The 22915-nt window shown below is 47.9% G+C and carries 20 protein-coding genes and 1 tRNA gene; 11 read left to right on the forward strand and 10 right to left on the reverse strand.

The features are described from left to right. Nucleotides 1-21: 21 nt before the first annotated feature. The 5 genes from M4J38_RS14645 to M4J38_RS14665 all read left to right on the forward strand — a co-directional run bounded on the left by M4J38_RS14645 (nucleotide 22) and on the right by M4J38_RS14665 (nucleotide 5062). Nucleotides 22-519 (forward strand): hypothetical protein, encoded by a 498-nt coding sequence (locus tag M4J38_RS14645; protein ID WP_251760413.1) that lies wholly within the window; start codon nucleotides 22-24, stop codon nucleotides 517-519. Between the two features lie 570 nt (nucleotides 520-1089). Beyond that, nucleotides 1090-2217: an OmpA family protein gene (locus tag M4J38_RS14650; RefSeq protein WP_251760415.1), complete on the forward strand. Its 1128-nt coding sequence runs from the start codon at nucleotides 1090-1092 to the stop codon at nucleotides 2215-2217. Between the two features lie 294 nt (nucleotides 2218-2511). Next, nucleotides 2512-3129 carry a hypothetical protein gene (locus tag M4J38_RS14655; RefSeq protein WP_251760417.1) on the forward strand — a complete coding sequence of 206 codons (618 nt, stop codon included), beginning with the start codon at nucleotides 2512-2514 and terminating at the stop codon, nucleotides 3127-3129. 308 nt (nucleotides 3130-3437) lie between these two features. Beyond that, nucleotides 3438-4367, forward strand: coding sequence for an SMI1/KNR4 family protein (locus M4J38_RS14660; protein WP_251760418.1), 930 nt, complete (start codon nucleotides 3438-3440; stop codon nucleotides 4365-4367). A 23-nt stretch (nucleotides 4368-4390) separates the two neighbouring features. Next, nucleotides 4391-5062, forward strand: a complete 672-nt coding sequence (locus M4J38_RS14665) for a hypothetical protein (protein WP_251760420.1) — start codon at nucleotides 4391-4393, stop codon at nucleotides 5060-5062. A 244-nt stretch (nucleotides 5063-5306) separates the two neighbouring features. Here the strand turns inward: M4J38_RS14665 and M4J38_RS14670 are convergent. The 3 genes from M4J38_RS14670 to M4J38_RS14680 all read right to left on the reverse strand — a co-directional run bounded on the left by M4J38_RS14670 (nucleotide 5307) and on the right by M4J38_RS14680 (nucleotide 7743). Beyond that, a tRNA-Asn gene (locus M4J38_RS14670) sits at nucleotides 5307-5380 on the reverse strand. Nucleotides 5381-5463: 83 nt separating this feature from the next. Then, the gene (locus tag M4J38_RS14675) at nucleotides 5464-7122 is read right to left on the reverse strand and encodes a glycosyltransferase family 39 protein (protein ID WP_251760422.1); all 1659 of its coding nucleotides are present in this window, start codon (nucleotides 7120-7122) and stop codon (nucleotides 5464-5466) included. 12 nt (nucleotides 7123-7134) lie between these two features. Next, complete coding sequence (locus M4J38_RS14680; RefSeq protein ID WP_251760423.1) at nucleotides 7135-7743, reverse strand: phosphatase PAP2 family protein; 609 nt, start codon at nucleotides 7741-7743, stop codon at nucleotides 7135-7137. Nucleotides 7744-7946: 203 nt separating this feature from the next. On the opposite strand from M4J38_RS14680, the gene M4J38_RS14685 reads away from it, so the two are divergent. After that, nucleotides 7947-9551: a PAS domain S-box protein gene (locus tag M4J38_RS14685; RefSeq protein ID WP_251760424.1), complete on the forward strand. Its 1605-nt coding sequence runs from the start codon at nucleotides 7947-7949 to the stop codon at nucleotides 9549-9551. Here the strand turns inward: M4J38_RS14685 and M4J38_RS14690 are convergent. Further along, nucleotides 9537-9890, reverse strand: coding sequence for a Rieske 2Fe-2S domain-containing protein (locus tag M4J38_RS14690; protein WP_251760426.1), 354 nt, complete (start codon nucleotides 9888-9890; stop codon nucleotides 9537-9539). The genes M4J38_RS14685 and M4J38_RS14690 overlap by 15 nt on opposite strands. Then, nucleotides 9890-11080, reverse strand: coding sequence for a GTPase HflX (hflX, locus tag M4J38_RS14695; protein ID WP_251760427.1), 1191 nt, complete (start codon nucleotides 11078-11080; stop codon nucleotides 9890-9892). Before hflX ends, M4J38_RS14690 begins: the two co-directional genes overlap by 1 nt. Before the next feature lie 199 nt (nucleotides 11081-11279). On the opposite strand from hflX, the gene M4J38_RS14700 reads away from it, so the two are divergent. From M4J38_RS14700 to M4J38_RS14715, 4 genes are all read left to right on the forward strand, one after another. Continuing rightward, nucleotides 11280-11903 carry a hypothetical protein gene (locus M4J38_RS14700; protein ID WP_251760429.1) on the forward strand — a complete coding sequence of 208 codons (624 nt, stop codon included), beginning with the start codon at nucleotides 11280-11282 and terminating at the stop codon, nucleotides 11901-11903. A 45-nt stretch (nucleotides 11904-11948) separates the two neighbouring features. Then, complete coding sequence (locus tag M4J38_RS14705) at nucleotides 11949-13286, forward strand: ATP-binding protein (protein WP_251760431.1); 1338 nt, start codon at nucleotides 11949-11951, stop codon at nucleotides 13284-13286. Nucleotides 13287-13353: 67 nt separating this feature from the next. After that, nucleotides 13354-15027, forward strand: coding sequence for a M1 family metallopeptidase (locus tag M4J38_RS14710; protein ID WP_251760432.1), 1674 nt, complete (start codon nucleotides 13354-13356; stop codon nucleotides 15025-15027). 58 nt (nucleotides 15028-15085) lie between these two features. Continuing rightward, the gene (locus M4J38_RS14715; RefSeq protein WP_251760434.1) at nucleotides 15086-15829 is read left to right on the forward strand and encodes an outer membrane beta-barrel protein; all 744 of its coding nucleotides are present in this window, start codon (nucleotides 15086-15088) and stop codon (nucleotides 15827-15829) included. Nucleotides 15830-15923: 94 nt separating this feature from the next. On the opposite strand, the gene M4J38_RS14720 is transcribed toward M4J38_RS14715, so the two are convergent. The 5 genes from M4J38_RS14720 to M4J38_RS14740 all read right to left on the reverse strand — a co-directional run bounded on the left by M4J38_RS14720 (nucleotide 15924) and on the right by M4J38_RS14740 (nucleotide 22304). Continuing rightward, a complete protein-coding gene (locus tag M4J38_RS14720; protein ID WP_251760436.1) occupies nucleotides 15924-17366 on the reverse strand; it encodes a hybrid sensor histidine kinase/response regulator in 1443 nt (480 codons plus the stop codon). 6 nt (nucleotides 17367-17372) lie between these two features. Then, nucleotides 17373-18950, reverse strand: a complete 1578-nt coding sequence (locus tag M4J38_RS14725) for an ATP-binding protein (RefSeq protein ID WP_251760437.1) — start codon at nucleotides 18948-18950, stop codon at nucleotides 17373-17375. An 8-nt stretch (nucleotides 18951-18958) separates the two neighbouring features. After that, entirely contained in the window at nucleotides 18959-20461 is a 1503-nt protein-coding gene (locus M4J38_RS14730; RefSeq protein WP_251760438.1) for a sigma-54 dependent transcriptional regulator, read from the reverse strand. 44 nt (nucleotides 20462-20505) lie between these two features. Next, complete coding sequence (gene rpoN, locus M4J38_RS14735; protein WP_251760440.1) at nucleotides 20506-21924, reverse strand: RNA polymerase factor sigma-54; 1419 nt, start codon at nucleotides 21922-21924, stop codon at nucleotides 20506-20508. A gap of 194 nt (nucleotides 21925-22118) precedes the next feature. Further along, nucleotides 22119-22304 (reverse strand): hypothetical protein, encoded by a 186-nt coding sequence (locus tag M4J38_RS14740; protein WP_251760442.1) that lies wholly within the window; start codon nucleotides 22302-22304, stop codon nucleotides 22119-22121. 177 nt (nucleotides 22305-22481) lie between these two features. Between M4J38_RS14740 and M4J38_RS14745 the strand changes: the two genes are divergently transcribed. Then, nucleotides 22482-22907: a response regulator gene (locus M4J38_RS14745; RefSeq protein ID WP_251760444.1), complete on the forward strand. Its 426-nt coding sequence runs from the start codon at nucleotides 22482-22484 to the stop codon at nucleotides 22905-22907. Nucleotides 22908-22915 lie beyond the last annotated feature (8 nt).

Below are 22915 nucleotides of genomic sequence, written 5' to 3' on the forward strand. Positions count from 1 at the left end.
TTAGATTAAATATGGACTGATATGGAGATTAATACAAAAATGCTTAAGAGGGTTATTTCATGGTATTTCCTTTTGGGTGGTGTAGGCTTTCTTGGCTATTCCTTTATTGAATTTGGTTTCGCAGGATACCTGGAATATCTGGTGCCTGCAATTATCACCCTCAGTGTGTTGATGCTTTTTATAATAAGTGGCATCGCATGTCTGAAGAATCCCGCAGAAATGATTAGTGGACTATTGCTGAAGATATGCCTGATGATTCACTCTTTTCAATTCATTTTGATCGGGTTTCTGTTCAAGAACTATTATGGTCCTTACTTAGGCGTTGGTTTTACGGACGAGCCCTATTTCAGAATCAAGCTGGAGTTCCAGCTTTTTGCGTTTCGATTCTCCAATGGATATAATCATAATAGTGATGAAATCTCCGTAGTTGTTAATCTGATTCCAATTGCCATTTTAATGCTATTGACTTATCTTGAAAAGAAGGAACAGGAAAGGATAAAGTTTGATTTTGATAATTAATTGAGCATTCCAGTAATGACCGCAGCGGGACTTAACAGTTCTTCTCATGATTAACAGAAGTCAGGTAGAATTTACAAACCTTCAATGAACGAATGGAACTAAAAATTGCCTTAGAATGGGATGAAACGATAGGCGTATTGGCAAGTGACATGTATCCGATACGGGAGGGGCTTGAACTTTTATTGCAATCGAAGCCGTACGGAGAAGGTGTATCCGTTATCTGATTGTTCTGATCGCGCGAGAAAGGAAGCTAAAATTGCGAAAACGTTTTGTTAAGAAGGCAAGCCGTCTCGAGTTTGATGTAATTCTTGACTTTCAGGGTATTTATAATTTAGGTAGCAAAGAGGCAAAAATCCTTGCCATAAAGCAGGGGCTTGCTCAGGGGATAGAAAGTGTAGTATCAAGGTATAAGAAATTGGACTTTAAAGGCAATGATCTGATTAAGGATACCACTGCCTTCCTACTTGCCTTGGAAGGGTAAATACGGGAAAGAGCATGCGAGTGTAGATTTTTTCTAAATTTAACTACTTAACCTTAATCCGGCTTCCAGTGCAAATATGCTTACTTATTTTGTTCATATTTTGTCTTAATGCAAGAGCAGATGGCCAAAACCTGTTGGCGAACCCAGGTTTTGAGGACATCAATATTTGCACGGAGTTTAACGCACCATGCTCAAGAGCGGGCTGGTTTATGGTTTTAAAAGGTTTCCGTGGGAAACTGCCTGTTAAATCCGGCGAACGTGCATTGCCTTTTACCTTTGAAAACTATTATGCCCCCTTCAAAAGGGCATTCCCATACTCTAAGATTTTATGCCCGTTATTGCCGGGCAAGGATTATAAATTGCAGGTCTGGTTGTACACCGGCAAAAAAGCGTTTTCACACCTGGATGTGTTGTTCACCCTTAGCGACCCCTCAAGGTTGAACGTCCGGTTTGGTAAATTTGAATATACTTTACGGTTTAGTTTGGGTGACATCGTGGAACGGAGGAAGGACGGATGGATTTTGCTGAGTAAAAATTATATCCCTAAGGAGAAGTATAGGTATATAGTGATTGGAAACTTATCCAACGATGCGGAAGCGCCAAGAAACAGGAAGGAGAAAAATTTGAATGGCGGTGAATTGGACTTTTGGATTGACGATATCAGCCTTACTGCAACAGACAGCACCTGGTCTCCATGCCTGGAATACAAACAAACCCTCTCCCAGCTATATGATGAAAAGAGACGGCACACTAGCTTTGCGTCTCTTGATGAAGAAAGAAATAAGACACCCACCCCTCTTTGGTCTGAAAAAAACAGCTTAAGGCCGGTTGATCCTGTAAAGCAAGATACCCTTATCATACCAGGCGTGGTCTTCGGCGTGAACGATAGTAAAATTGATGCTGCCGGAAAAGCTGTCCTGGCTGAATTTGCGGAAAGAATCAGGCTCCTGAATGTAAAAAGTATTCGTATTAGCGGACACACTGATGATACCGGCACCGATACTTTAAACAAGGTGCTTTCTTTGAAGCGGGCCGAATCGGTTGCCGCTTATCTCATTTCCAAACTGCCACAGTTAACGGAGCATGTTGTTACCAATGGCTATGGCAATAAATTACCGGCAGCATTGAATGACACTCCGGAAAACAGAGCAAAAAACAGAAGGGTTGAAATAGTGGTCAGTTATGTGGAGTTGAGAGGGCTTCGGAGGAATGAATAAAAAAACGGTAATCAGGAACGCAAGCAAAGGCATCACGGTATGGACGGGTGTCGTCGTGGGGGTAAATATCATTTATGTACCCTACCTGATTTTTACGACTTCTGGAGGGGAGCAGCGGCCGCTGAATTTTATCGTATGGTCAATGATATGGTGCGTTGCCGGGGCAGTGGTTATTGCGGGGGGATGTTTTCTTTGGGAACTGGTCAAAAGAAAATAAGAGAGATTAGTCTGAATGATGGGCGTTTAGCAGTGGAGCGGCTTCCTACTGTTAACAACATAGAATATATTCAATCAATGGAAATAAATTTTAAAGAACCTGGCCTTTTCCTCTTCCTTATCGTGCTCAGTTGCTGTTGTTATGCCCAACCCGTTCGTGTGGTTTCGGCGAAGAAAGACACGGCTGAAAAGAAGCAAGAGGCGTTCCAGTTGTTGCAGGACGTATGGCGATTCAGGGAGAAAATGAAAATAAAGGAACTGGAGCTGAGAACGGTGAGAGGCCTTGACACCATTGACAGCCTTCAATATGGAAAGGACTCTCTGATCGTTAATTTTTACAACCCTGAAAGGGTGTTATTGAAGAAGATTGTTCAGAAGTTTTATGTGCCGAAAAGAATACACGACGATTCCACTGTATATTTTTATAATGAAAGAGGGCTATTGGAGTACAGTGAGATGTGGGAAATCTACCCAAAGCCTACAACCGCAGGTCAGCGAGAATTTCCATATGAACGAATAAAATCAACATGCAGAAGATACGAGTATGACGCTCAAGGGAGAGTAGTGCGCTACCTCGGAAGTTTTCCCACGCCAAAAATGATGGAGTTCGTCTATACATACGATTCATCCGGAAAGCGCTTCACTACGGCGAGAAATATTCACCCGATAGAATATTGGGAAGAAAGAAAACATTAGGCCCGGTTATCAGATATGTGATGGATGGCGGGAATGTCGGGAAAAGGGGCGGAAAGCGATATGCGAAGACCTATAAAGAATATGCGGAAAGCAAATTTTATCTTGTGGGCACTCTCGTCCCACGCCGGGATCGTACGGTATAGACAGGAACAAGGATGATAAGCCTTTTTTTGACGTGTTCAGGAATATGGGGGAGTGAGGAAGAAAGGTCGGTGACGTTCAACGTGAGGTGACCAGGGGTGCATTATGCGCATTATACACTATGGGAACACAAGAAAACAATTCAGATATTTAAGCCATCAACCCAAATGAATAGCGACAAAAAGAACAAATTAGAGCAGGCCCAAGACAGGTTAGGTCTGCAATTTCCGGCGGAACTTTTTGAGTTCATTGCTAAACTGGATAATGAGAAGGTGTTGTTCGGCAAAGAGGAATGGTTGTTTTGGTCTGTTAAGGACAAGCAAAGTGATGAAGATGATAATTATATTGTCAGAGCCTCGTTGCATTTCAAAAGCGAATGGGGGTTGGATGGACTTGTATTCGCCACGAACGGCATCGGTGACTACCTGCTTGTTATGCCGGAGGAGTTGAATGATGTAATCCTGGTAATGCTTCATGAAACGGCTGAACTGAAACTGTTTAGCAAGAACATTCACGATGCTGTTCAAAATGGACCGGCAGGATATTCTTTAACTGATAATTATTTTTTTAAAATTGACGAGCATGATGTCGTGGTCCGATCTGATAATTTCGATGAAGTAATTGCTGGTGAGGACGCAGATAATTTTTGGGAGCATTATGAATTGCGATCTAAACTGGATGATTTAATAGACGACGAAAAAACGGAGCAAACATCCGACATCCTTTCCGGGCTGGAACAGCTTATTGAGCACGCCGATGAAAGGAACAAGGAGTGGGCCTTAAATAAATTAAGTGACATTTATTTTAAAGGTTTTGGCCCGATACCCCCAAATATTGAACGTGCGCTGGAGTACAATCAACAGGCAATTGATATCGGTAGTTTCAAAGCACTTTCGAATCGGGCGGCCTGCTATTTCTTTGGAATAGGTATAGACAAAGATATTCATAAAGCCTTTGCGCTTGCGACTGAAGCAAATGAATTGTCGAAGGCAAATAACTTCGCTGATATTTTAGCAAGTAAGCCGGGCGGGGGCATGTACGATGATCTGGTGGAAATGATCGAAAAAGAAATCAGAAGGTTGAAGAATGGGGGGTAAAGCCTCTTCGACGATAGTATCATATGAGATTATTAACTGTGAGCTTACTGGTTGTATTGCTGTGTTCTGGTTGCCAGGATCAGAATGGAATACCTGGGCACAATGCTGAAAAAGCTGCCGCTGAAAAAAAGAAGCTGCCTGCGAAATACAGCGGGAAGACTCCTGCGAACCCTTCGGGCGTGATATTGGGATCGCCCCCCTTAAACGAATTCATTCCCGAAGGTTACGTGTTGCTGGATACTGCGACCGGCGACCTGAATAGAGACCCCTATGGCGATATGGTCATGATTGTAAAAAAGAGCAATGAAAAAGAGACTTCTGACGTTGTGGATCATCCGGAAAAGAGGCCACTCTTGCTTTATTTAGGGCAACAGGATGGAACCTATAAACTGGCAGCGAGAAACGACAACGTTGTTCTGTGCATTGATTGCGGTGGAATGATGGGAGACCCATATACCGGTATCGCTATCACGAAAGGATATTTTTCAATTGAACACTACGGGGGCAGTGCCTGGCGATGGACAAGAATCGTGACATTTAAATATTCTACCGCTGACCTCGATTGGTTGCTGCATAAAGACGGCGGGGAAAGTTTTCATGCGGTCGAACCTGAGAAAATCTATCCGGATATAAAGACGGAGAAAGATTTTGGGAAGGTCGTTTTTGGGCGTTTTGATATATATGCCGATGAGTAAGTCCACATTAAGCCGAAGTACCTTTCTGTCCTGGGAAACTGAAAATGGGCAGAAAATTCGGTAATTTTATCTCAGTAAAATGCCTCCCGCACAGGACATTTTACCAGCTCTTTTCCATTTCGCAACCTAAATAAGCAGACAGGTAAATAAAGCCGCTTTTTGAAATGTTAGGCAAATTGTTAGGCAAATTTGCAAAAAGGCACAAAAAAAGGGATTATACCATGTATAACCCCTTGATTTTCAGCTCCCCCTGCTGGACTTGAACCAGCGACCCTCTGATTAACAGTCAGATGCTCTAACCAACTGAGCTAAGGAGGAATTTGTTTTCCCGGTTCATTACTGATTCGGGAGTGCAAAAATAGGGATTTTCACATACCAACAAAAACAAAGCGCCATTTTCTTTATTTTTTTTCTAAATTATTCAAATCCACTGCATTAACCTGTAATAACCATACGCTATCCAACCGGGAGGCCCGCGAAGCGGGATTTAAAAACCGGCCATTCAATCTTGTGACCGGGAAACTGGAAAATACCGCGTCAACCGTATAGGGAAGCGCCATGCTGTCCAGTTTCGCGAGACCAGCCCTGCTGGTGTACAATAGCGGTAGTTCTATTTCAGCAGAACGCAACACCGGCGCATCGCTATAAAATTCAAACCCATAGGAATTGATTTCCCAAAACTGCACCTGGCGGCCAGGGTGTTTTTTATTTTTCCATTCCGCAGCCACCGAACCACCCTGGTATTCCAGCAAAGCAGGGTAAAAAAACAGGTTCAGGAACAACGCTACCGCCACACTTCCCGCCAAACCCGTACGAAGGGCCGAAGACAAATCCCGTGTTTTTATCACCCACCACACCCATAGAAAACCACCGGTTAACAGCAGATAAATCCACCAATATGGCGGACGGAACAAAACGATGACCACAGCAGGTAATATCATCATCAGCAAAGACACCACCCGCTGTGTGAAGAATACGTTCTTTACTGCTGAAGCGGACTTCAGTTGAAGCAACCAGGCTGCCAGTAACACGCTGAAGTAAGGGAACAGTATGTTGAGGTAATGCGGAAGCTGGAACCTGGAAAGCGAAAACACCAGCAAAGTAAGAAGCCCAGCACCAAAACTGATCCATTCCGCAGCCGCCTTTCTTTCGCCACTGAACAGCATCCTGAACTTTGCTACAATGCCCGCATACAACAAAATACTCCACGACAGAAACGCCCAAAGCAGTGTGTGCAGGAAAAAGAAAGGATCGCCCTTGCCTTTTATCGGACCCGTATTGAAAAATCTTCCGAACTGGCTATCCCACAGAAAAAAACGGATACCCGACACGTTTTTCTGACCGAACACCTGCAACTCAGGACGCGCATCAAACTGCAGGTACAAACACCAGAGCTCCGGTATTGTAAACACGGCTGTGAGCAACAGGTAAACATACCATTTCCAATTCAGGAATTGCTTCCATTCGCCTTTTACCATCCAATGGATTAACATGCCTCCACCGATGGGAATCAATACGAACGGGCCTTTCGTCATAACAGCGGCCGCGGTGAACAAAGCAGCCGGGAATAGTTGCGCCGCCGCCCGCTCCGCCTTCACCAGGTGGAAGGAAGAAGCGATCAGGAAAAAAGTCAGGTAAGGCTCCGCACGCACATCGTTGATGCTGATAATGCCATGCAATGCTGAAAGAAAAATAAGCACGGCAACCCGGCCCGTGTTAACACCGTAAAAATGTCGTGTAAGCGCTCCGGTATACCAGGCGGCGCCCAGCCAGCACAGGAAGGCGGGAAGTTTATAGGAAAATGTGCCAATGCCCAGCAGTTTAAAACTTGCCGCCGTGATCCAGAAAGGAAGATGCGGTTTATCGAGCCAGTCGGCACCGTTCGCGTAGAGGTTCACCCAATCGTTCCGCCACACGATCTGTTTCGCGATGCCCGCATACAGCGCCGCATCCTGCTCCATCAACGTGGTAAACAACCCCGGGACAAGCGACAAAACTAAAATGGATAACCAGTAATAATACCATTTCCTGGTAATTACCGGAAGTACAGTTGTTTGCATAAGAAGGTCAATTTAGGGCAGCGGGTCAAATGTAGTGCGTTTCCCCGGTAGAATTTTCTTTCCCATCATGCGGGCGAACAGCAAGGATACAAGGTAACCGGTTATGGTCCCGAACACCGCCCCGCCCAAAATATCCAACGGATAATGTTTCCCCACATAAATCTGCGCGTATCCGATCAGCAGCGCCCAAACCCAGACCCAGTACCAGCGGCGCGCGCCCATGGCACGCACGCTGAAGAACCAGAAAGCCGCCATACCGAAATGGTTGGAGGCATGCGAGGATGGAAAAGAATACCGCCCGCCACAGCCAATGATGTTCCGCAAATAGTCGGCAAACGCCTCGTTGTAACAGGGCCTTTCCCTACCAATCAAGGGTTTCAGCACGCTGGCGCTCACGAAATCCGTGATGGCGAAGGTGATCAAAGTGCCCAGCAGGAACAACACAGCATTGCTGCGCCGGTACCGGATGATCCAGTACAAAACAAAAGTGTAAAGCGGCACCCAGGTAATGGCGTTCCGGCTCGCAAGCATCAGCGGATCGAGCCAGGATGCGGCTCCGTTGGCATGGATAGCAATGAATAATTTTTCATCCAGCGCTATGAGTTGTTCGAACAAATTCATCCGGTGAATTTCTAAAGTGTTTGTTCTCTTTCAGTTAAGAGTCATAAAGGTATCGCTTACTTCCGGTTGAGCATTTTTTTTGAAATGAAATATTGATGGGCCGGGTGTTAAACACAAAAATCCCTTACTTTAGCCGGGACCGGGAAACAGGATGCATATTGTTCCTTGCGCTTGTTGGCCCGCCACAAAATCCGGATTCCGACATGAAGAAATTGTACCTGCTGACGGCGTTCATCGTAGGAGCCACCATCGCTTCCATCCTTTTCAATCAACTGCTCATCGCGGGCGTACTTACTGTATCGCTGGCCGTGTTCACATTTTTACAGGTATTCAAAAGAGCCCGTTCCGAAGCGGATACCCGGTATTTTAAAAGCAAATACGACCAACTGGCCACCAATGCCACCATCGGTATTTGCATCGCCGCTCCAGATGGGAAAATGAGTTTCGTGAGCAACCAGGTCCTCGCCATTACAGGGAATATGGACCTGGAAAACAAGTCCGTTTCGTTTGAATCCCTTTTCCCGGCATACTTTCAACCTGTGATCAGACACCATTTCGCGGAACAGTTGGAGCACGATGTTCATGAAATACGTTTCAGGATTGCACTCCACGAAGAGAAACATGTGGAAATCACCAGTTACCTGCTTTACAACAAGCATACGGTTTCCGGATTGCATATTATCGTGAAGAATATTACGGACAGGGTAAAACTAGAGCAGGAACTGGAACTGCTGAAAGCAGCCGGAGAACAAACACAATTCCAGGTGCAGCACCTGATAGATGCCATTCCGCTGATGATTTATATCAAAGACCTGAATGGTAAGTATGTGACCGTGAACCGGACTTTTCTTCACTACATCAACCGTCGTCCGGAAGAAGTGATCGGGAAAACGATTTTTGAAGTGTATGGCCACGACGAGTCCTTCCTCAAAACCTACGCAGAGGCCGACGCTAAAGTGATTCAATCGCTGGAGCCGCTGGAGATGGAAAATGTATTTAATGGTCCATGGGGAAAAACTCATGTGTTCACCGTGAAGTTTCCTTTTTTCGATCAGCAGGGGCGTCTCACAGGGGTGGCCGCTATCACTAAAGACAATACGGATGCCGTGAATTACAGGGAAATGCTGGAAACAAGTTCGGCAAGGGCCAGGGCAAGGGAACTCCAGTTGCAAACGCTTGCCCACCACATTAAACACGATGTAAGAACGCCTTTGCAGGGTGCGGCCAGTATTACGGCGCAACTGCTGCAAACACCGCTTTCTGCGGAACAACAGACTTTCCTGCAACAACTCGATCAAACAATCCGCCATGCTTCAGGAACGGCGGATGAAATGATCCAGTTCTCCAATGAGCTGCCGGAAAATACCCTGGAAGAAAAACACCCGCTTTGCATCCGGAAAATCACCGAGGAACTGGCCGGGCGTTTCAACATACTTACATTGGGAAGACCACTGAACATGCACAACGTGATTCACCCATCGGTGCCCAAAAGCGTTGCGGGCCACCAACAGCAAACCACCCAGGCGCTACAGATCCTGCTGGCGCAGGCTTTCAGGCTTACAAAAGAGGGCTATATCCAGTTGGAAACGCAATTGGATGAACTGGGGCGTAACAATAAAGTAAGACTGCGTTTCACGATTTCGTACACAGGAACGCATGAATCCGGCACGGTGGTGGAAGCCTCCTTAGGATGGGCGCTGGCGCAGAAGATTGCAACATCCGTGGAAGGAACGCTTCGTTTGGGAAACGCTGAACATCCTGTACCTTATTTCGAATTGTTGCTGCCATTCGAACTACTGGAACAATGAACTGAAGAAGCCCGGTTTCATCCCGATGAACACCCCGGTGTCACGTATTTCCACCGGCCAGGTCCGGAGATAATAACCCTCTCCGCTCGTATTTCTCCCGTTCTCCGGGTTGAACTTATAACGGTGCAGCGGGCATACCACATTTCCGAGGGCATCAAAAAAGCCATCGGCCATTATACCACCCGCATGGGGGCACTTCAACGCGAAGGCCACCCATTTTTCTCCGTGTCGACCGATGCACATTCTTTTTCCGTCCGCCTCAATGATGCCGATGTTGTTAGGCCCCAAAACAAATTCATGCACACCGTCGGCCACTTTTATCCAGTTCAGCCCGCTCATTAATAGAAGTATTCGGATTTATAGGGGAACCGCTCCTGGTAAAGATCACGCACCTTATAGAGAATGCGGGTCCGCAACTGTTCGATGTTTCTTTTTTCAATAGCGGAAACGAATACGCAATTTCCGTTGGTATCACGTTGCCACTTCTCTTTTAACTCCTCCAGTATCTGTTGTTTCACGTCTTCTTCCAGCCATTCGTCGAACGTGCGTTCTTCGTAAAGATCCAGTTTGTTGAAAACGGTGATCATCGGTTTATCGAATGCTTTCAGTTCCTGAAGCGTTTTGTTTACCACGCCATACTGATCCTCGTAAGCCGGATGCGATACATCCACCACATGCAGCAATATATCGGCTTCCCGCACTTCATCGAGGGTGCTTTTGAAACTCTCCACCAGGTGGTGCGGTAGTTTCCGGATAAAGCCCACGGTATCGCTCAGCAGGAAAGGCGTACTTTCAAAAACGACTTTCCGGGTGGTGGTTTCCAGGGTGGCGAAAAGTTTATTCTCCGCGAACACTTCACTTTTACTGAGGATGTTCATGATGGTGGACTTGCCCACATTGGTGTACCCGACCAGTGCCACGCGGATGAATTCGCCGCGGTCCTTGCGTTGGGTGAACGCCTGTTTATCGATTTCCGCGAGTTTCTTGCGGAGCAGTACGATCTTATCCTTTACGATCCGGCGGTCGGTTTCGATCTCGGTTTCCCCGGGACCTCTTGTGCCGATACCGCCTCCCTGCCTTTCCAGGTGTTTCCACATCCCCTTCAGCCGTGGCAGCAGGTATTGGTACTGGGCCAGTTCCACCTGCGTTTTCGCCTGCGCCGTTTTTGCCCTGCGGGCGAAGATGTCCAGGATAAGGTCCGAGCGGTCAATCGTTTTTATCCCGGTATCTTTTTCGATATTGATGATCTGCGAACCGGTAAGTTCGTCGTCGAATATCAGGAGTTCCGCGCCCTTGCTGAGGGCATACTGTTTAATTTCTTCCAGTTTTCCTTTTCCCACGAAAGTCCGGCTGTCGGGATGCGCCAGTTTCTGATAGAATTTCTTCACGGTAACGGCACCTGCGGTTTCCGCCAGGAACTGCAACTCATCCAGGTATTCCAGTACCTGCTGTTCCGTTTGTTCTTTGGTAACCAGTCCCACCAGGAGCGCTTTCTCCTGTTTCTGAATGATAGATTTGTTTTCGAGCAATGAATCAAGTTTCGGCAAAGATAGGAAGGGCGGGGGGAAAATGGGGTTTCAGGGCGAAAGGCATGGATTTTTTAAGTAGATTAAGGAATGAATGTTGCCAGTACTTCTTTTATAGGGACTGGTTGTACGGAATGAATTGTTTCCGGGAAAGCATGAGCGCTTCGCGCTGGACTATCATTCATCCTTAAAAAAGTTTCAGATGGATGCTTCGGATTTCAACATAGAAAAATACCTTTCGGGCGCTATGAACAAAGAGGAGCGCGCTGCTTTCAGGCAAAAACTGGAAGCTGATCCTGCTTTTTCCCGGCGGGTACGCTGGGCCTCGGTCAGGCGCCGGCGCTATATTTTTGCGGGCATCGCTTCTGTGGCCATCGTAGCCATTATTTTCTTATGGCCATCACCGGGATATATTGACCGTTGGGGACAAATGAAAATGGAGAACCCCATTGAAAGAGGCGGCGGAACCGATTCCCTGTTGCTGGCCGCCTCCGTGCTTTTCAATAAAACGGAATACGAAAAAGCGCTCCCGTTATTGGACAAAGCCCTGATGATCGACAGTTCCAGCCAGGTGGCGCTTTTTTACCGGGGGGTATGCCTGTTTTTTACCGGAGCAACCAATGAGGCAAGAACGGATTTGCGAAAGGTATATAACGGAAGTTCCGTGTTCCGCTATGAAGCGGCTTTCTTTATGGCCCTTGGCTATGCCGATGAAAAGAACGGTGAAAAAACAAGGGAATGGCTGAAAAAAATCCCACCCGGTACCCCCGTGAGTGAGAAGGCCGGCCAGTTGAAAGAAGCGTTAGAGGAGGGCACGCAGCAGTAAGCGCTTATTTTCTTATCTTCGGAACAGCCATTAACCGCCTTAACGTTGAACTTTACCAAACGAACTTATCTAAACCTGTGCATCTCGCTGCTGATTGTGCTGGCGGGTTTTGCCATCCTTATCACCAACGGATTCAGACTTACCGAAACAAGGTATGCCATCCAGGAAAACGATAACCTCCTGAATAAGGTAAAGGCATTGAATGTTGACCTCTTGCAGGCGGAATCTGCTATGCGCGGCTATTACCTGGTAAACAACGAATGGTACCTCAACAATTACAACAGTTCTGTATCAGGGTTTGAAAATACCATGCAGTCCCTGGAGCGCGATACCGCTGTGGCGAAACGTTTCGGCAATGACCTCAATAATATGCGGGAAGCGGCCAGGAACAGGATCGAACGCCTCAACAAGGGAATGGCCATTTTCAGTGCGCAGGGACTAGCCGGCGGTCTGGAGTTCGTACACGACGGACAGGGGAAATTGCTGATGGAAAAATTCCGGGAACGAAGCCAGGTGCTGGAGCAAAAACTGCTTGGCAACAATACGGCCATGAAAGACAAGGCTGAAAAAATGGTGCTGCACAACCGGGTATGGACCATTGTAATCGGCGCCATCTCCGCTGGCTTGCTGGTCTTTCTCTCCCTGTATTTCATTCGTTCCGAAAGAAAGATCGCAGGTATTAATGAACAATTACGCGCTTCAAACCGTGAACTGGATGAATACGCACGCATTACCTCGCATGACCTCCAGGAACCTTTGCGGATGACGCGCTCCTTCCTCATGCTCCTTGAAAGAAAATACAAACACCAACTGGATGAAACCGCACACGAATATATCTTCCGGGCCAGCGATGGTGCAGACAGGATGCAGCAACTCATCATCAACCTGCTGAACTACGCCCGTGCGGGTAAATTGTCCGGCGATGCTGAACCAACCGACCTCAACGTGCTCATGAAAGAAGTGGCCGGTGACCTTCAACCGCTCATGATGGAAAACGGAGCACAGTTGTCGTGGAACGAACTGCCTGTTGTATGGGGCGATAAAACACAATTGTTCCGGCTTTTCCTGAACCTCACCGGCAATGCCATCAAGTTTAGAAAAAAGGATGTGCCACCAGTGGTAACCATTCACGCCGCCCACACCGAGAAAGGAACCACGATAACGATTGCCGATAATGGGATCGGCATCCCGCAGGCCTACCTGCACAAGTTGTTCAACCCTTTCGTGCGACTGCATTCCACCAGCGATTACCAGGGAACGGGGCTTGGCCTCGCCACCTGCAGGAAAATCGTTGAAATGCACGAAGGAACGATCAGTGTAAGTTCCGTTGAGCAGCAGGGATCAGTATTTACCATCTTCCTGCCCGCCACCAAAATACGGTAAGATTCGGTCAATTCACGGGTAAGCATCCCGGGAAAAACCGTGTAGCTTTAGCGTTTAAACACGTTGAATGATGCGGTACATATCCTTGCTGGCGTTTCTTTCCCTGCTCTTCTTTTCTGCACTGGCCCAGGAAAAATCTTATTCAAAGGCCGACACCCTCCGGGGAAGCATCACCCCATACCGCAACTGGTGGAATGTATTGCGCTACGATCTTACTGTTGAACCGGATTATACTACAAAATCGCTGACCGGGAAAAACAGTATCCGGTTTGCGGTCACCTCCAAAAGTAACCCCATCTTACAACTCGACCTGATGGAACCACTGGGTATCGACAGTATCCTGCTTGATAAAAAAACACCGCTCAACTATTCCCGCGAGGGCGCTGCCTGGCTGGTGAAAACACCGGCATTACCCGTTTCTTCCACCCATACCATTGATGTATTTTACAGCGGCAAGGTGCATGAAGCGATCCGTGCCCCCTGGGACGGGGGCTGGACCTTCACCAAAGATTCCCTCGGCCGCCCCTGGATGACCGTTACCTGCCAGGGACTCGGCGCTTCCGTCTGGTATCCCTGCAAGGACCACCAGAGCGATGAACCGGACGCCGGGGCCTCCCTTACGCTGATTGTGCCAGATACACTGGTGGCAGTAGCCAACGGAAGGCTGCAGCAAAAAACGGATGTAACAGGCGGAAAAACAGCCTACACCTGGGCCGTTAAAAACCCTATCAACAACTACAACATCATCCCCTATATCGGGAAGTACACCCGTTTTTCAGAAGTATATAAAGGAGAAAAAGGAAACCTGGACATCACCTACTGGGTGCTCGATTACAACAAAACCCGCGCGCAACAATACCTGCCCAACGAAGCCCGCAACACCCTCAAGGCTTTTGAACACTGGTTTGGCCCCTATCCTTTTTATGAAGATGGTTACCAGCTGATAGACGTGCCACACACCGGAATGGAGCACCAGAGCGCCGTTGCCTACGGCAACCATTACGCGCCGGGATACAGGGGCCGGGACGGTTCGGGTACCGGCTGGGGACTGAAATGGGACTTTATCGTGGTTCACGAAAGCGGCCATGAATGGTTCGGCAACAACATCACCACCAACGACCTGGCCGATATGTGGGTGCACGAAGGGTTCACCAATTACAGTGAAACTCTTTTCACCGAATACCATTTTGGTGTGCGGGCCGGGAACGAATACAACGCCGGCACCAGGAAAGGCATCCGCAACGACAGGCCCATTATTCCTCCCTATGGCGTAAATGCCCAGGGAAGCGGAGACATGTACCCGAAAGGCGGCAACATGCTGCACACCATCCGGCACAGCATGGGCAACGATGTATTGTTCCGGAACATCCTGCGCGGCCTCAACAAAACATTCTACCACAAAACCGTGAATACTTCCGAAGTAGAGGCGTACGTTTCCCGGATGGCCGGATTTAATTACGCTAAAGTATTCAACCAATACCTTCGCACCACCCAGGTCCCGCATTTCCAGTTCAGCGTTTCGGCAAACGGAGATTCGGTAAGTTACCGCTACACGGATTGCGTGGCGGGGTTTAACCTGCCCCTTAAACTGGAAAATAACGGTGCGAAACTCCGTCTGAACCCCGGAACGGAATGGAGAAAAACACCTGTTTCCAAAGCCCAGGCTGCACTGCTAAAAAAGGAAGAGATCGAAAAAATGTACTACCTCGTCGCAGAACCCACCCATCCTAGCGCTTTTTAACATATTTTGCAGCCCGAATTTCATCCACGCAGGATACATTTGCGAATCAAATATGTTTATGAAGAAAATTCTGATGGTGTTGCTGACCCTGGCAACCGGTTTTCAACTGATGGCCCAGGACTCAACGGAGAATAAGCCCCAAAAGCCCAAGAAAGACTGGAGTAAGGTGGTGATGAAGAACAGGTCGGCCGACCATTTTATGTTCCAGATCGGGATCGACAACTGGGCCGGCGCCCCCGACTCCATCCGGATCAAAGGCCTTTCACGCGGTTTTAACGCGTATTTCATGTTCGACTTCCCCTTCAAAACCGATCCCAGGTTCAGCGTGGGCATCGGCGCGGGCGTCTCTTCCAGCAATATCTACTTCGACAAATATACCGTTGACGTGAAGTCTTCGGCCAGCACACTGCCCTTCCGCGATGTGGCCGATACCAACCACTTCAAGAAATACAAACTGACCACCGCTTACCTGGAAGCGCCCGTTGAATTGCGCTTCGCCCTGAAACCGGAAGACATGGACAGGAGTTGGAAATTCGCCATCGGCGCCAAAGTTGGTACCATGGTGAACGCGCATACCAAAGGTAAAACCTGGCAGAACTCCAGCGGCAACACCCTCAACGCATACACGTTGAAGGAAACCAGTAAGCGTTTCTTCAACAGCACGCGGCTCTCGGGAACCCTCCGCGCAGGTTATGGTAACCTGAGCCTTTTCGGCAGCTACTCCATTACGACATTGATTAAGGAAGGATTCGGGCCTGAAATACGCCCCTATCAGATAGGGATAACGTTCAGTGGATTGTAATGCTTTCTGAAATTGAAATAATTAAAAAGCGTATCGGTTGATACGCTTTTTTGTTTTCATAAAGTAGAAAATAAATATTACCCGTTGCGAGCCCTTACGCGTGCGCAGGAAAATCCAGGATAAAACTCGTCCCCTTCCCCCATTCAGATTTCACATCCACTTCTGCCTTGTGTGATTGCAGAATATTGAGCGTAGCCGCCAGTCCCAGCCCCATGCCATTCCTTTTAGAAGTAAAATAGGGTTCAAACAACCGGGAGAGGTGCTCTTCCGATATGCCCGAACCATTATCGGCGATGATCACACGAAAAGAATTGTTGTTGGCCGAAACGTTGATATAAAGTGATCCTTTTTCCGGCTCCATGGCTTCCACCGCGTTGATGATGATATTCAGGAACGCGATTTTCAGCTTCTCTTTATCGGCCAGGATGAATGCTTCGTGGTCAGGATAATGGATGCGCACATTAATTTTATGCAGGGTAATCCGGTCGAGCGCCGCAGAAAGGCTTTCATCCACGATGGATTGGAGCGCGGTTTTGGTCAGCGCCATCTCGGAAGGCCTTGCCGAGTTGAGCAGCTCTGTAATCAGATCGGATATCCGCCTGCTGTTGCGGTGAATGATATCCAGGTACAACTGGTCGTCGGGCTGACAATTGGGCTGCAGTTGCTCGATGGAAAGATTGATATTGTTGAGGGGATTCCTCACTTCATGCGCGAGCGTGCGCACCAGCCTTCCTGCGGATGCGAGTTTTTCGGCCAGCAAGGTGGCTTTTTCCTCCCGCCTGATGTTGGTGATGTCGTGGATGATCCCCTGTATATACGAAGGCTTCGCCCGTTCGGTGATCAATGAAGCGGAGAGAATACAGAAGCGGGTTTCGCCATCGGGCGTGCGCAGTAAAATCTCTTCATCATCCACTTCATGTACTTCGCTGATGAGCGCACTTAGTACATCCCGCTGCTGCTCCAGGGGCATATAAGCATACAGGCTGCTTCCCAGAATTTCTTCAATGGGCACACCCAGTAATTCCAGGGCAGCGGCATTCACATCACGGAAGGCAAGATTTTCATCGGCAATAAATACCGCATCCTTCGACTGCTCAAAGATGGTACGGTACCGTTTTTCCTGTGCACGAAGCGCCTTCATGGCGTGCGATCTTTCAATAGCGTAGCGGATGCTTCTTTCCAGTTTCTCAGGATTCAGCTCGGGCTTTACGAGGTAATCCACCGCGCCCACTTCCATGGCTTTCTTGTCCACTTCAGGATTTCCCTTTCCGGTAAGCAAAATCACGGGTTCTTCGCAGCCGGCGTCTATGGCTTCCTGCAACAGCTCCAGGCCGGTTTTCGCCCCCAGCCTGTAGTCCACGAGGTAGATATCATGACGGGCCGCCTGCAAAGCCTGCAGGGCATCGGCATAACGAAAACACCATTCTATCTCGAAAGGAACATCTTTGATCTCACGGATATAATCACTCGTAATGAAGAAATCGTCTTCATCATCATCTACGATCAGGATACGTGTAGGTTTAGCGGTAACTGCCATTAAGGGTTATTGTTGTTCGGGTAAAATGATGAAAAAACGGGAACCCCGTCCAGGTGTACTTTCAGCGTAGATAAAACCTCCATGGTTCTCCGCTATTTTTTTACAGATGGCAAGGCCCAGCCCCGATCCCGGGTATTCGGCTTTTCCATGCAGCCGTTGGAATATCTGGAATATTCTGTTGGCGTACTCTTCTTCAAAGCCGATGCCGTTGTCTTCCACCTGAATGGAAAAATAAGTTTTATTCGGAGGAAGATGAAAATGTTCCAGTTCCGCTTTGGAAAGTTTGGATGCCGCAACCTTTACAAATCCCGGTTCATCGTGCCGCCTGAATTTGATCGCGTTGTTCACCAGGTTACCGAACAGTCTGCGCGCATGGGTAGGATTCATCTCCAGTTCAGGCAAAGGATCCACCTGCAAGGTTACGCCCGCTTCTTCGATACTCAGCTCAAATTCATTCCGGACCTCCTCCAGGATATCATTCATGGAGATGCGCTGAAAATCAGACTGGTTACGGCTTACACGGGAGAACTCCAGGAGGTTATCGATCAATTGCCGCATATTCGCGGTGCTGGCGAGTATTCTGTTGAGGTAAATGGCGGACTCGGGCGACAACTCTTCCGCAGCCCTGGTACGGAGTCTTTCGCTGAAGGTGCTTATTTTCCGGAGCGGTTCCTGCAGGTCGTGAGAGGCCACATAAGCGAACTCCTCCAATTCCAGGTTAGAACGGTGCAGGTCGCGGATCATACGCTCCCGTTCTTTTTCCCGGATACGGCTCTCCGTTATATCCCGGGTAATACCAATCAGTTTCAGTGCGCCATTGCTTCCGCTGGGAACGGGTTTTCCCTGGATCACGATAAGCCTGGGCAGCAGGCCTTGTGGCTCAACGGTGCATTCCACTTCAAACGGGGTACCCTGTAGTAACGCGTTTTTCATGGCGCTGTCCACCATAGTACGTTCTTCACTGTTCACCTGGGAAAGGAACCAGTCGTAAGTCAGTTTTTCCGGAACCATCTCTTTGGCATAGCCGAAAATGCGGTACATGCCTTCGGACCATACAAATTCATTGGTAGCGGAATTCCAGCTGAATTGTCCGTATCCCAGGAGTTCTTCGGTATCCGACAACAGGCTCCGTGTTTCGAGCAGTTCTTTCTCCCTGGCCATTTCTTTACTGATGTCTTCAGCAACGAATAAGAGCGAGAGTGGTTTACCCGCATCATCTTTACGGAGGACGGTACCTTTGGTACGGAAATAGGTCCAGTCGCCTTCTTTCTTATTAAGTCTGCAATTAAACGAGTGCTGGCCGTCTTCCTTCAGGAACCGTTCTATTTCGGTTTGAACAAGGTCCAGGTCCTCTTTATAAACAAGGTCCCCGAAATCGTTCCAACCCTGTACCTCTTCCTGGGTGAAGCCAAGAATACTGGTAAAACCGGGATTGGTGTACCGGAGTTTCTTTTCAGCCGTATCATAGATATAAATGATACCGGGAAAAGCCCCTGCCAGCCTTTCTCTTGCATCTGTTTCCGCCTCCGCGTCCCCGAACAATACCCGGAGAAAGTGGAGGTCGTTGTTTTCACTCTTCCCCATCGGCGGCATTATTTGTTGACCAGATCCTGGTACTGTTTCATTTTATTGTACAGTGTTTTCCGGTCGATGTTCAGCAAGCGTGCGGCCTTGCTTTTATTAAAGTTTACCTGTTTCAGGGCCTCGACGATCATTTCGTATTCCGCATCGAGACTGGCTGATTTCAGGGAGTGGTCATGGATAACTGGTTTTTGTGGTGCAGGCGCAATAGGAGCGGGCTGCATTGGTTGGTGGGACGGTATAATGGTGGAAGGAACATGTTCGGGCGATGGTGTCGCGGCCGATGTTCCTCCAAACTGCAGTTTGGAGAAATTCGAAATTTCGAACGGGAGAAACCTGGATTCAATGAGATCGCCATCAGCGAGCAATGTAGCCCTTTTCACGACGTTCTTCAATTCGCGCAGGTTTCCGTGCCACACGTAGTGAAGGAAGATGTGCTCCACTTCGGGTGAAAAATCTTTTACGTTCTTCCCTAATTCCTTGTTGGTTAAACCCAGGAAATGGCGCGCAAACACCATCACATCTTCTTTTCGTTCGCGAAGCGGTGGTACGTCAATGCTGAATTCGTTGAAACGGTGGTAAAGGTCCTCGCGGAATTTTCCATTCCTGGAAGCTTCCCAGAGCCTTTCGTTGCTGGCTACGATGATCCTGACGTCCAGTTCGATGTCTTTTGTTCCTCCCACGCGGCGCATCTTTCTTTCCTGAACTACCCTTAATAAGGACACCTGCACATCATAGGGCAGGTTACCGATTTCGTCGAGGAAGATGGTTCCCCCGTTCGCCAGTTCAAAACTGCCTGGCTTTTGCTGAAGTGCTCCGGTGAAGGATCCTTTTTCGTGTCCGAACAATTCGCTGGCCGCGAGCTCTTTGGAGAGGGCGCCACAATCAATGGCCACGAAAGGCTTATCGGCTCTTTTGCTTTTTTTATGAATTTCCTGTGCGATGGCTTCTTTCCCACTTCCCGATTCGCCATAGATGATCACACTGAAATTGGTAGGACCCACCAGTTCGATCTGTTTGATGATGTTCACGAACTGCGCGCTGTTCCCGAAGATGTATTCACCGGAATACACCAGTTTTTGTTTGGGGGCGCTTTCTTTACGCGGCGGCGTATCGGGATGACCGTTCAATTCCTCTTTACGGGTTTCCGGGGCAGGACTGTGCAATGCTTTTTTGATGGTGAGCAGTATCTCATCTGGCAGCAGGGGCTTCGTCACATAATCGAAGGCGCCCATTTTCATCACTTCAACGGCCAGTTTGATATCGCTGTAACCTGTCATCACGATCACCTGTATGTCCGGATTTTTTTCTTTGATGCGGGTGAGCAATTGCAGCCCATCCATATCGTCGAGCCTGAAATCCGCCATCACCAGGTCGGGACTGAACGTCTCTACGATCTCCAGCGCTTTTTTACCGTTGAGGGTATCCATTACATCATACCCGTGGCGGGACAAAAATCCCTTGAGGAGCAGGCACATGTCTCTGTCATCATCAACCACCAGAATTTTTTGCATTGCAGCCATAATTATGTTTAGTTATTGAGGGGTTTTTTCAAACATCATGCCCAGAGGCACCTCATTTGAGCAACGGGAATCTGTAACAGGTCGCGGTACTTGGCAATGGTTCTTCTTGCGATATTATATCCTTTCTGTCCGAGTATGGCCACCAGTTGCTGATCGGTATATGGTTTTCTTTTATCTTCGGCTTCTATCACTTCCACGATGGCGTTCTGGATCACTTTATTGCTTACCACATCCCCTTTCTGCGTCATCAATCCTTCGGTGAAGAGGTCTTTCAGGAGGATGGTACCAAAATGTGTTTCCGCGTATTTGTTGCAGGTGATCCTCGACACGGTGGAAATATCCATTCCTACCACTTCTGCAATATTTTTAAGAATCATCGGCTTCAGCACCCTGATGTCTCCTTCCACGAAATACTCCTGTTGCCAATCCACGATGGCCTCCATGATCCTGCGCATGGTTTGTTCCCGCTGGCGGATGGCCTGAATGAACCAGCGTGCGGCGTTCAGTTTGTTGCGTACGTACTGAATGGCGGACTTGTCTTTCTGTTCACCGTGCTGCATGGCTTCCACCTGTTGCTGCCAGTCGCTGCTGATGTGCAGGCCCGCCGATCTTTCCTTACAAAGCAATACGCGGGGTTTATCATCTTCCATCGTTACTATAAAATCAGGTACAATCGTTTGCCTGGGTTGCTGCACGGCTTCACTTTCCAGTACGGGCTTCATCTGCATTCCGGCAATTAATTCCAATACGATGCGGAACTCATCATCTTCCAGGTTCAGCTTGTGCATGATCCTCTCCAGCTGGCGGTTCATCAGTTCCTGATAATGGTCCTTCATTAAAGCGATGGCCATTTTCACATCCGGCCTTTTGGTATTCATCCTGTTCAGTTGAAACAGCAGGTATTCCCGTGTATCGCGGCAACCCAGTCCTGCGGGTTCCAGCGTGCGCACGGTGTTCAGCACCGATTCCACTCTTTCCGGATCAACCAGCTGTCCCTGGCGGAACGAGAAGTCGTCGGCCAGCGCGGCGGCATCCATGGCCAGGAACCCGTTTTCATCCAGGCAATCTATGATGTAATCGGCGATCTTCACGTCCAGTTCATCCGTAATACTCCAGCGGAACTGCTGCCTGGCTTCTTCCCTGAAGCAAACAGCGGCTACCAATGGTTTTTCGGGCATGGCCTCATCGGAAAAGTAGTTGCCGTATTCCAGTTTATAATCGGGTACATCATCATAAGCGAACTCATCGTAATCACGAAAATCATCTTCTTTCACCGCCTTATCCGGTATTTCCTCATACTCGTCCTGCTGCTGCTCAAGCATCGGGTTATCGTTCAATTCCTGTTGAATGCGGTGCTCCAGTTCCATCGTATTCAAATGAAAAAGGTGCAGCAACTGGATTTGATGCGGCAGTATCTTTGTCTGTTGTTTTAATTGCTGGTGCTGGTAGATCATAGCAGTAATTTTTACGCACTATGTAGAACAAGCGGAGCGCCAGAAAGCAAAAAAACGTTAATTAAAAGAAACAAATAATCAATTGTTTGAAAATCAACATGATATACATTAACTGATTAAAGCGCTTCTGAACATGGAAGATAATGAGAAATCTATTGTGTAGAAAATATTTCCCTATCCGGGGATGAATTATTTTATTCTGTCGCTTCCTGGTTTTTCCGGTCCACACTTTCCTCTTTCTTTTCTTTTTCCTGATTGGCGCGTTCTTCCTCAGTTGCAGCGATACCGGCCTTACCATCCGGCGCTTTCTCTTTTACCCTTTCTTCATTTTTGTCTTTGTAAAGCTGGTCGTCTTTTTTGTTTGATGGGTGCTTTTTCATCTTGTTTTTGGGTATAATGCTGAAAAATTTATGCCCTCCCAACCTTTTGTTTAAGCATATGTTATCTTTGATGCGTTTGAATTAAAACATGTTTCGTGTGGTGGGCGGACGATATAACGCTTCCGGACAACCGCAATAAAGACGGAACTTAAGTTTGAATTAATTATACAAGACCACATGAGCAAAATGGTGATGCTGATCGCTGAAGATGATGCGGACGACAGGTTCTTATTCGAAACCGCCTTTTCAGAAAAAGGTTACCCCGAACAACTGGCATTCGTGGAGAACGGCGTGGAACTGTTTGAATTTCTCTATCAGATTGAAGCGGGAGGGAGCGGCAATTATCCCGCCTGTATATTATTGGATCTGAACATGCCCCGTAAAGATGGCAGGGAGGCGCTGAAGGAACTGAAACAACACGCGGTGTTCAGAAAGATTCCCGTTATCGTGTTCACCACCACGAAGAATGAACTGGAAATCACCCGTTGTTATGAACTGGGGGCCAATACTTATGTGGTAAAACCCGTCAGCTTCGACGGGCTGCTGAAAGTGGTGGAAGACATCCGCAACTACTGGTTTGGCACCGCTTCTATTCCAACATAAAAAAAATC

Source organism: Parasegetibacter sp. NRK P23 (assembly GCF_023721715.1).
Lineage (GTDB): Bacteria > Bacteroidota > Bacteroidia > Chitinophagales > Chitinophagaceae > Parasegetibacter.

What these genes read in the sequence shown, in the direction of transcription:
- M4J38_RS14720 (WP_251760436.1), bottom strand. Translation starts at nt 17,366, where the DNA reads ATGGCAGTTACCGCTAAACCTACACGTATCCTGATCGTAGATGATGAT.
- M4J38_RS14680 (WP_251760423.1), bottom strand. Translation starts at nt 7,743, where the DNA reads ATGAATTTGTTCGAACAACTCATAGCGCTGGATGAAAAATTATTCATT.
- M4J38_RS14710 (WP_251760432.1), top strand. Translation starts at nt 13,354, where the DNA reads ATGATGCGGTACATATCCTTGCTGGCGTTTCTTTCCCTGCTCTTCTTT.
- M4J38_RS14645 (WP_251760413.1), top strand. Translation starts at nt 22, where the DNA reads ATGGAGATTAATACAAAAATGCTTAAGAGGGTTATTTCATGGTATTTC.
- M4J38_RS14740 (WP_251760442.1), bottom strand. Translation starts at nt 22,304, where the DNA reads ATGAAAAAGCACCCATCAAACAAAAAAGACGACCAGCTTTACAAAGAC.
- M4J38_RS14685 (WP_251760424.1), top strand. Translation starts at nt 7,947, where the DNA reads ATGAAGAAATTGTACCTGCTGACGGCGTTCATCGTAGGAGCCACCATC.
- M4J38_RS14665 (WP_251760420.1), top strand. Translation starts at nt 4,391, where the DNA reads ATGAGATTATTAACTGTGAGCTTACTGGTTGTATTGCTGTGTTCTGGT.
- M4J38_RS14675 (WP_251760422.1), bottom strand. Translation starts at nt 7,122, where the DNA reads ATGCAAACAACTGTACTTCCGGTAATTACCAGGAAATGGTATTATTAC.
- M4J38_RS14660 (WP_251760418.1), top strand. Translation starts at nt 3,438, where the DNA reads ATGAATAGCGACAAAAAGAACAAATTAGAGCAGGCCCAAGACAGGTTA.
- M4J38_RS14690 (WP_251760426.1), bottom strand. Translation starts at nt 9,890, where the DNA reads ATGAGCGGGCTGAACTGGATAAAAGTGGCCGACGGTGTGCATGAATTT.
- M4J38_RS14730 (WP_251760438.1), bottom strand. Translation starts at nt 20,461, where the DNA reads ATGCAAAAAATTCTGGTGGTTGATGATGACAGAGACATGTGCCTGCTC.
- M4J38_RS14745 (WP_251760444.1), top strand. Translation starts at nt 22,482, where the DNA reads ATGAGCAAAATGGTGATGCTGATCGCTGAAGATGATGCGGACGACAGG.
- rpoN (WP_251760440.1), bottom strand. Translation starts at nt 21,924, where the DNA reads ATGATCTACCAGCACCAGCAATTAAAACAACAGACAAAGATACTGCCG.
- M4J38_RS14655 (WP_251760417.1), top strand. Translation starts at nt 2,512, where the DNA reads ATGGAAATAAATTTTAAAGAACCTGGCCTTTTCCTCTTCCTTATCGTG.
- M4J38_RS14700 (WP_251760429.1), top strand. Translation starts at nt 11,280, where the DNA reads ATGGATGCTTCGGATTTCAACATAGAAAAATACCTTTCGGGCGCTATG.
- M4J38_RS14725 (WP_251760437.1), bottom strand. Translation starts at nt 18,950, where the DNA reads ATGGGGAAGAGTGAAAACAACGACCTCCACTTTCTCCGGGTATTGTTC.
- M4J38_RS14715 (WP_251760434.1), top strand. Translation starts at nt 15,086, where the DNA reads ATGAAGAAAATTCTGATGGTGTTGCTGACCCTGGCAACCGGTTTTCAA.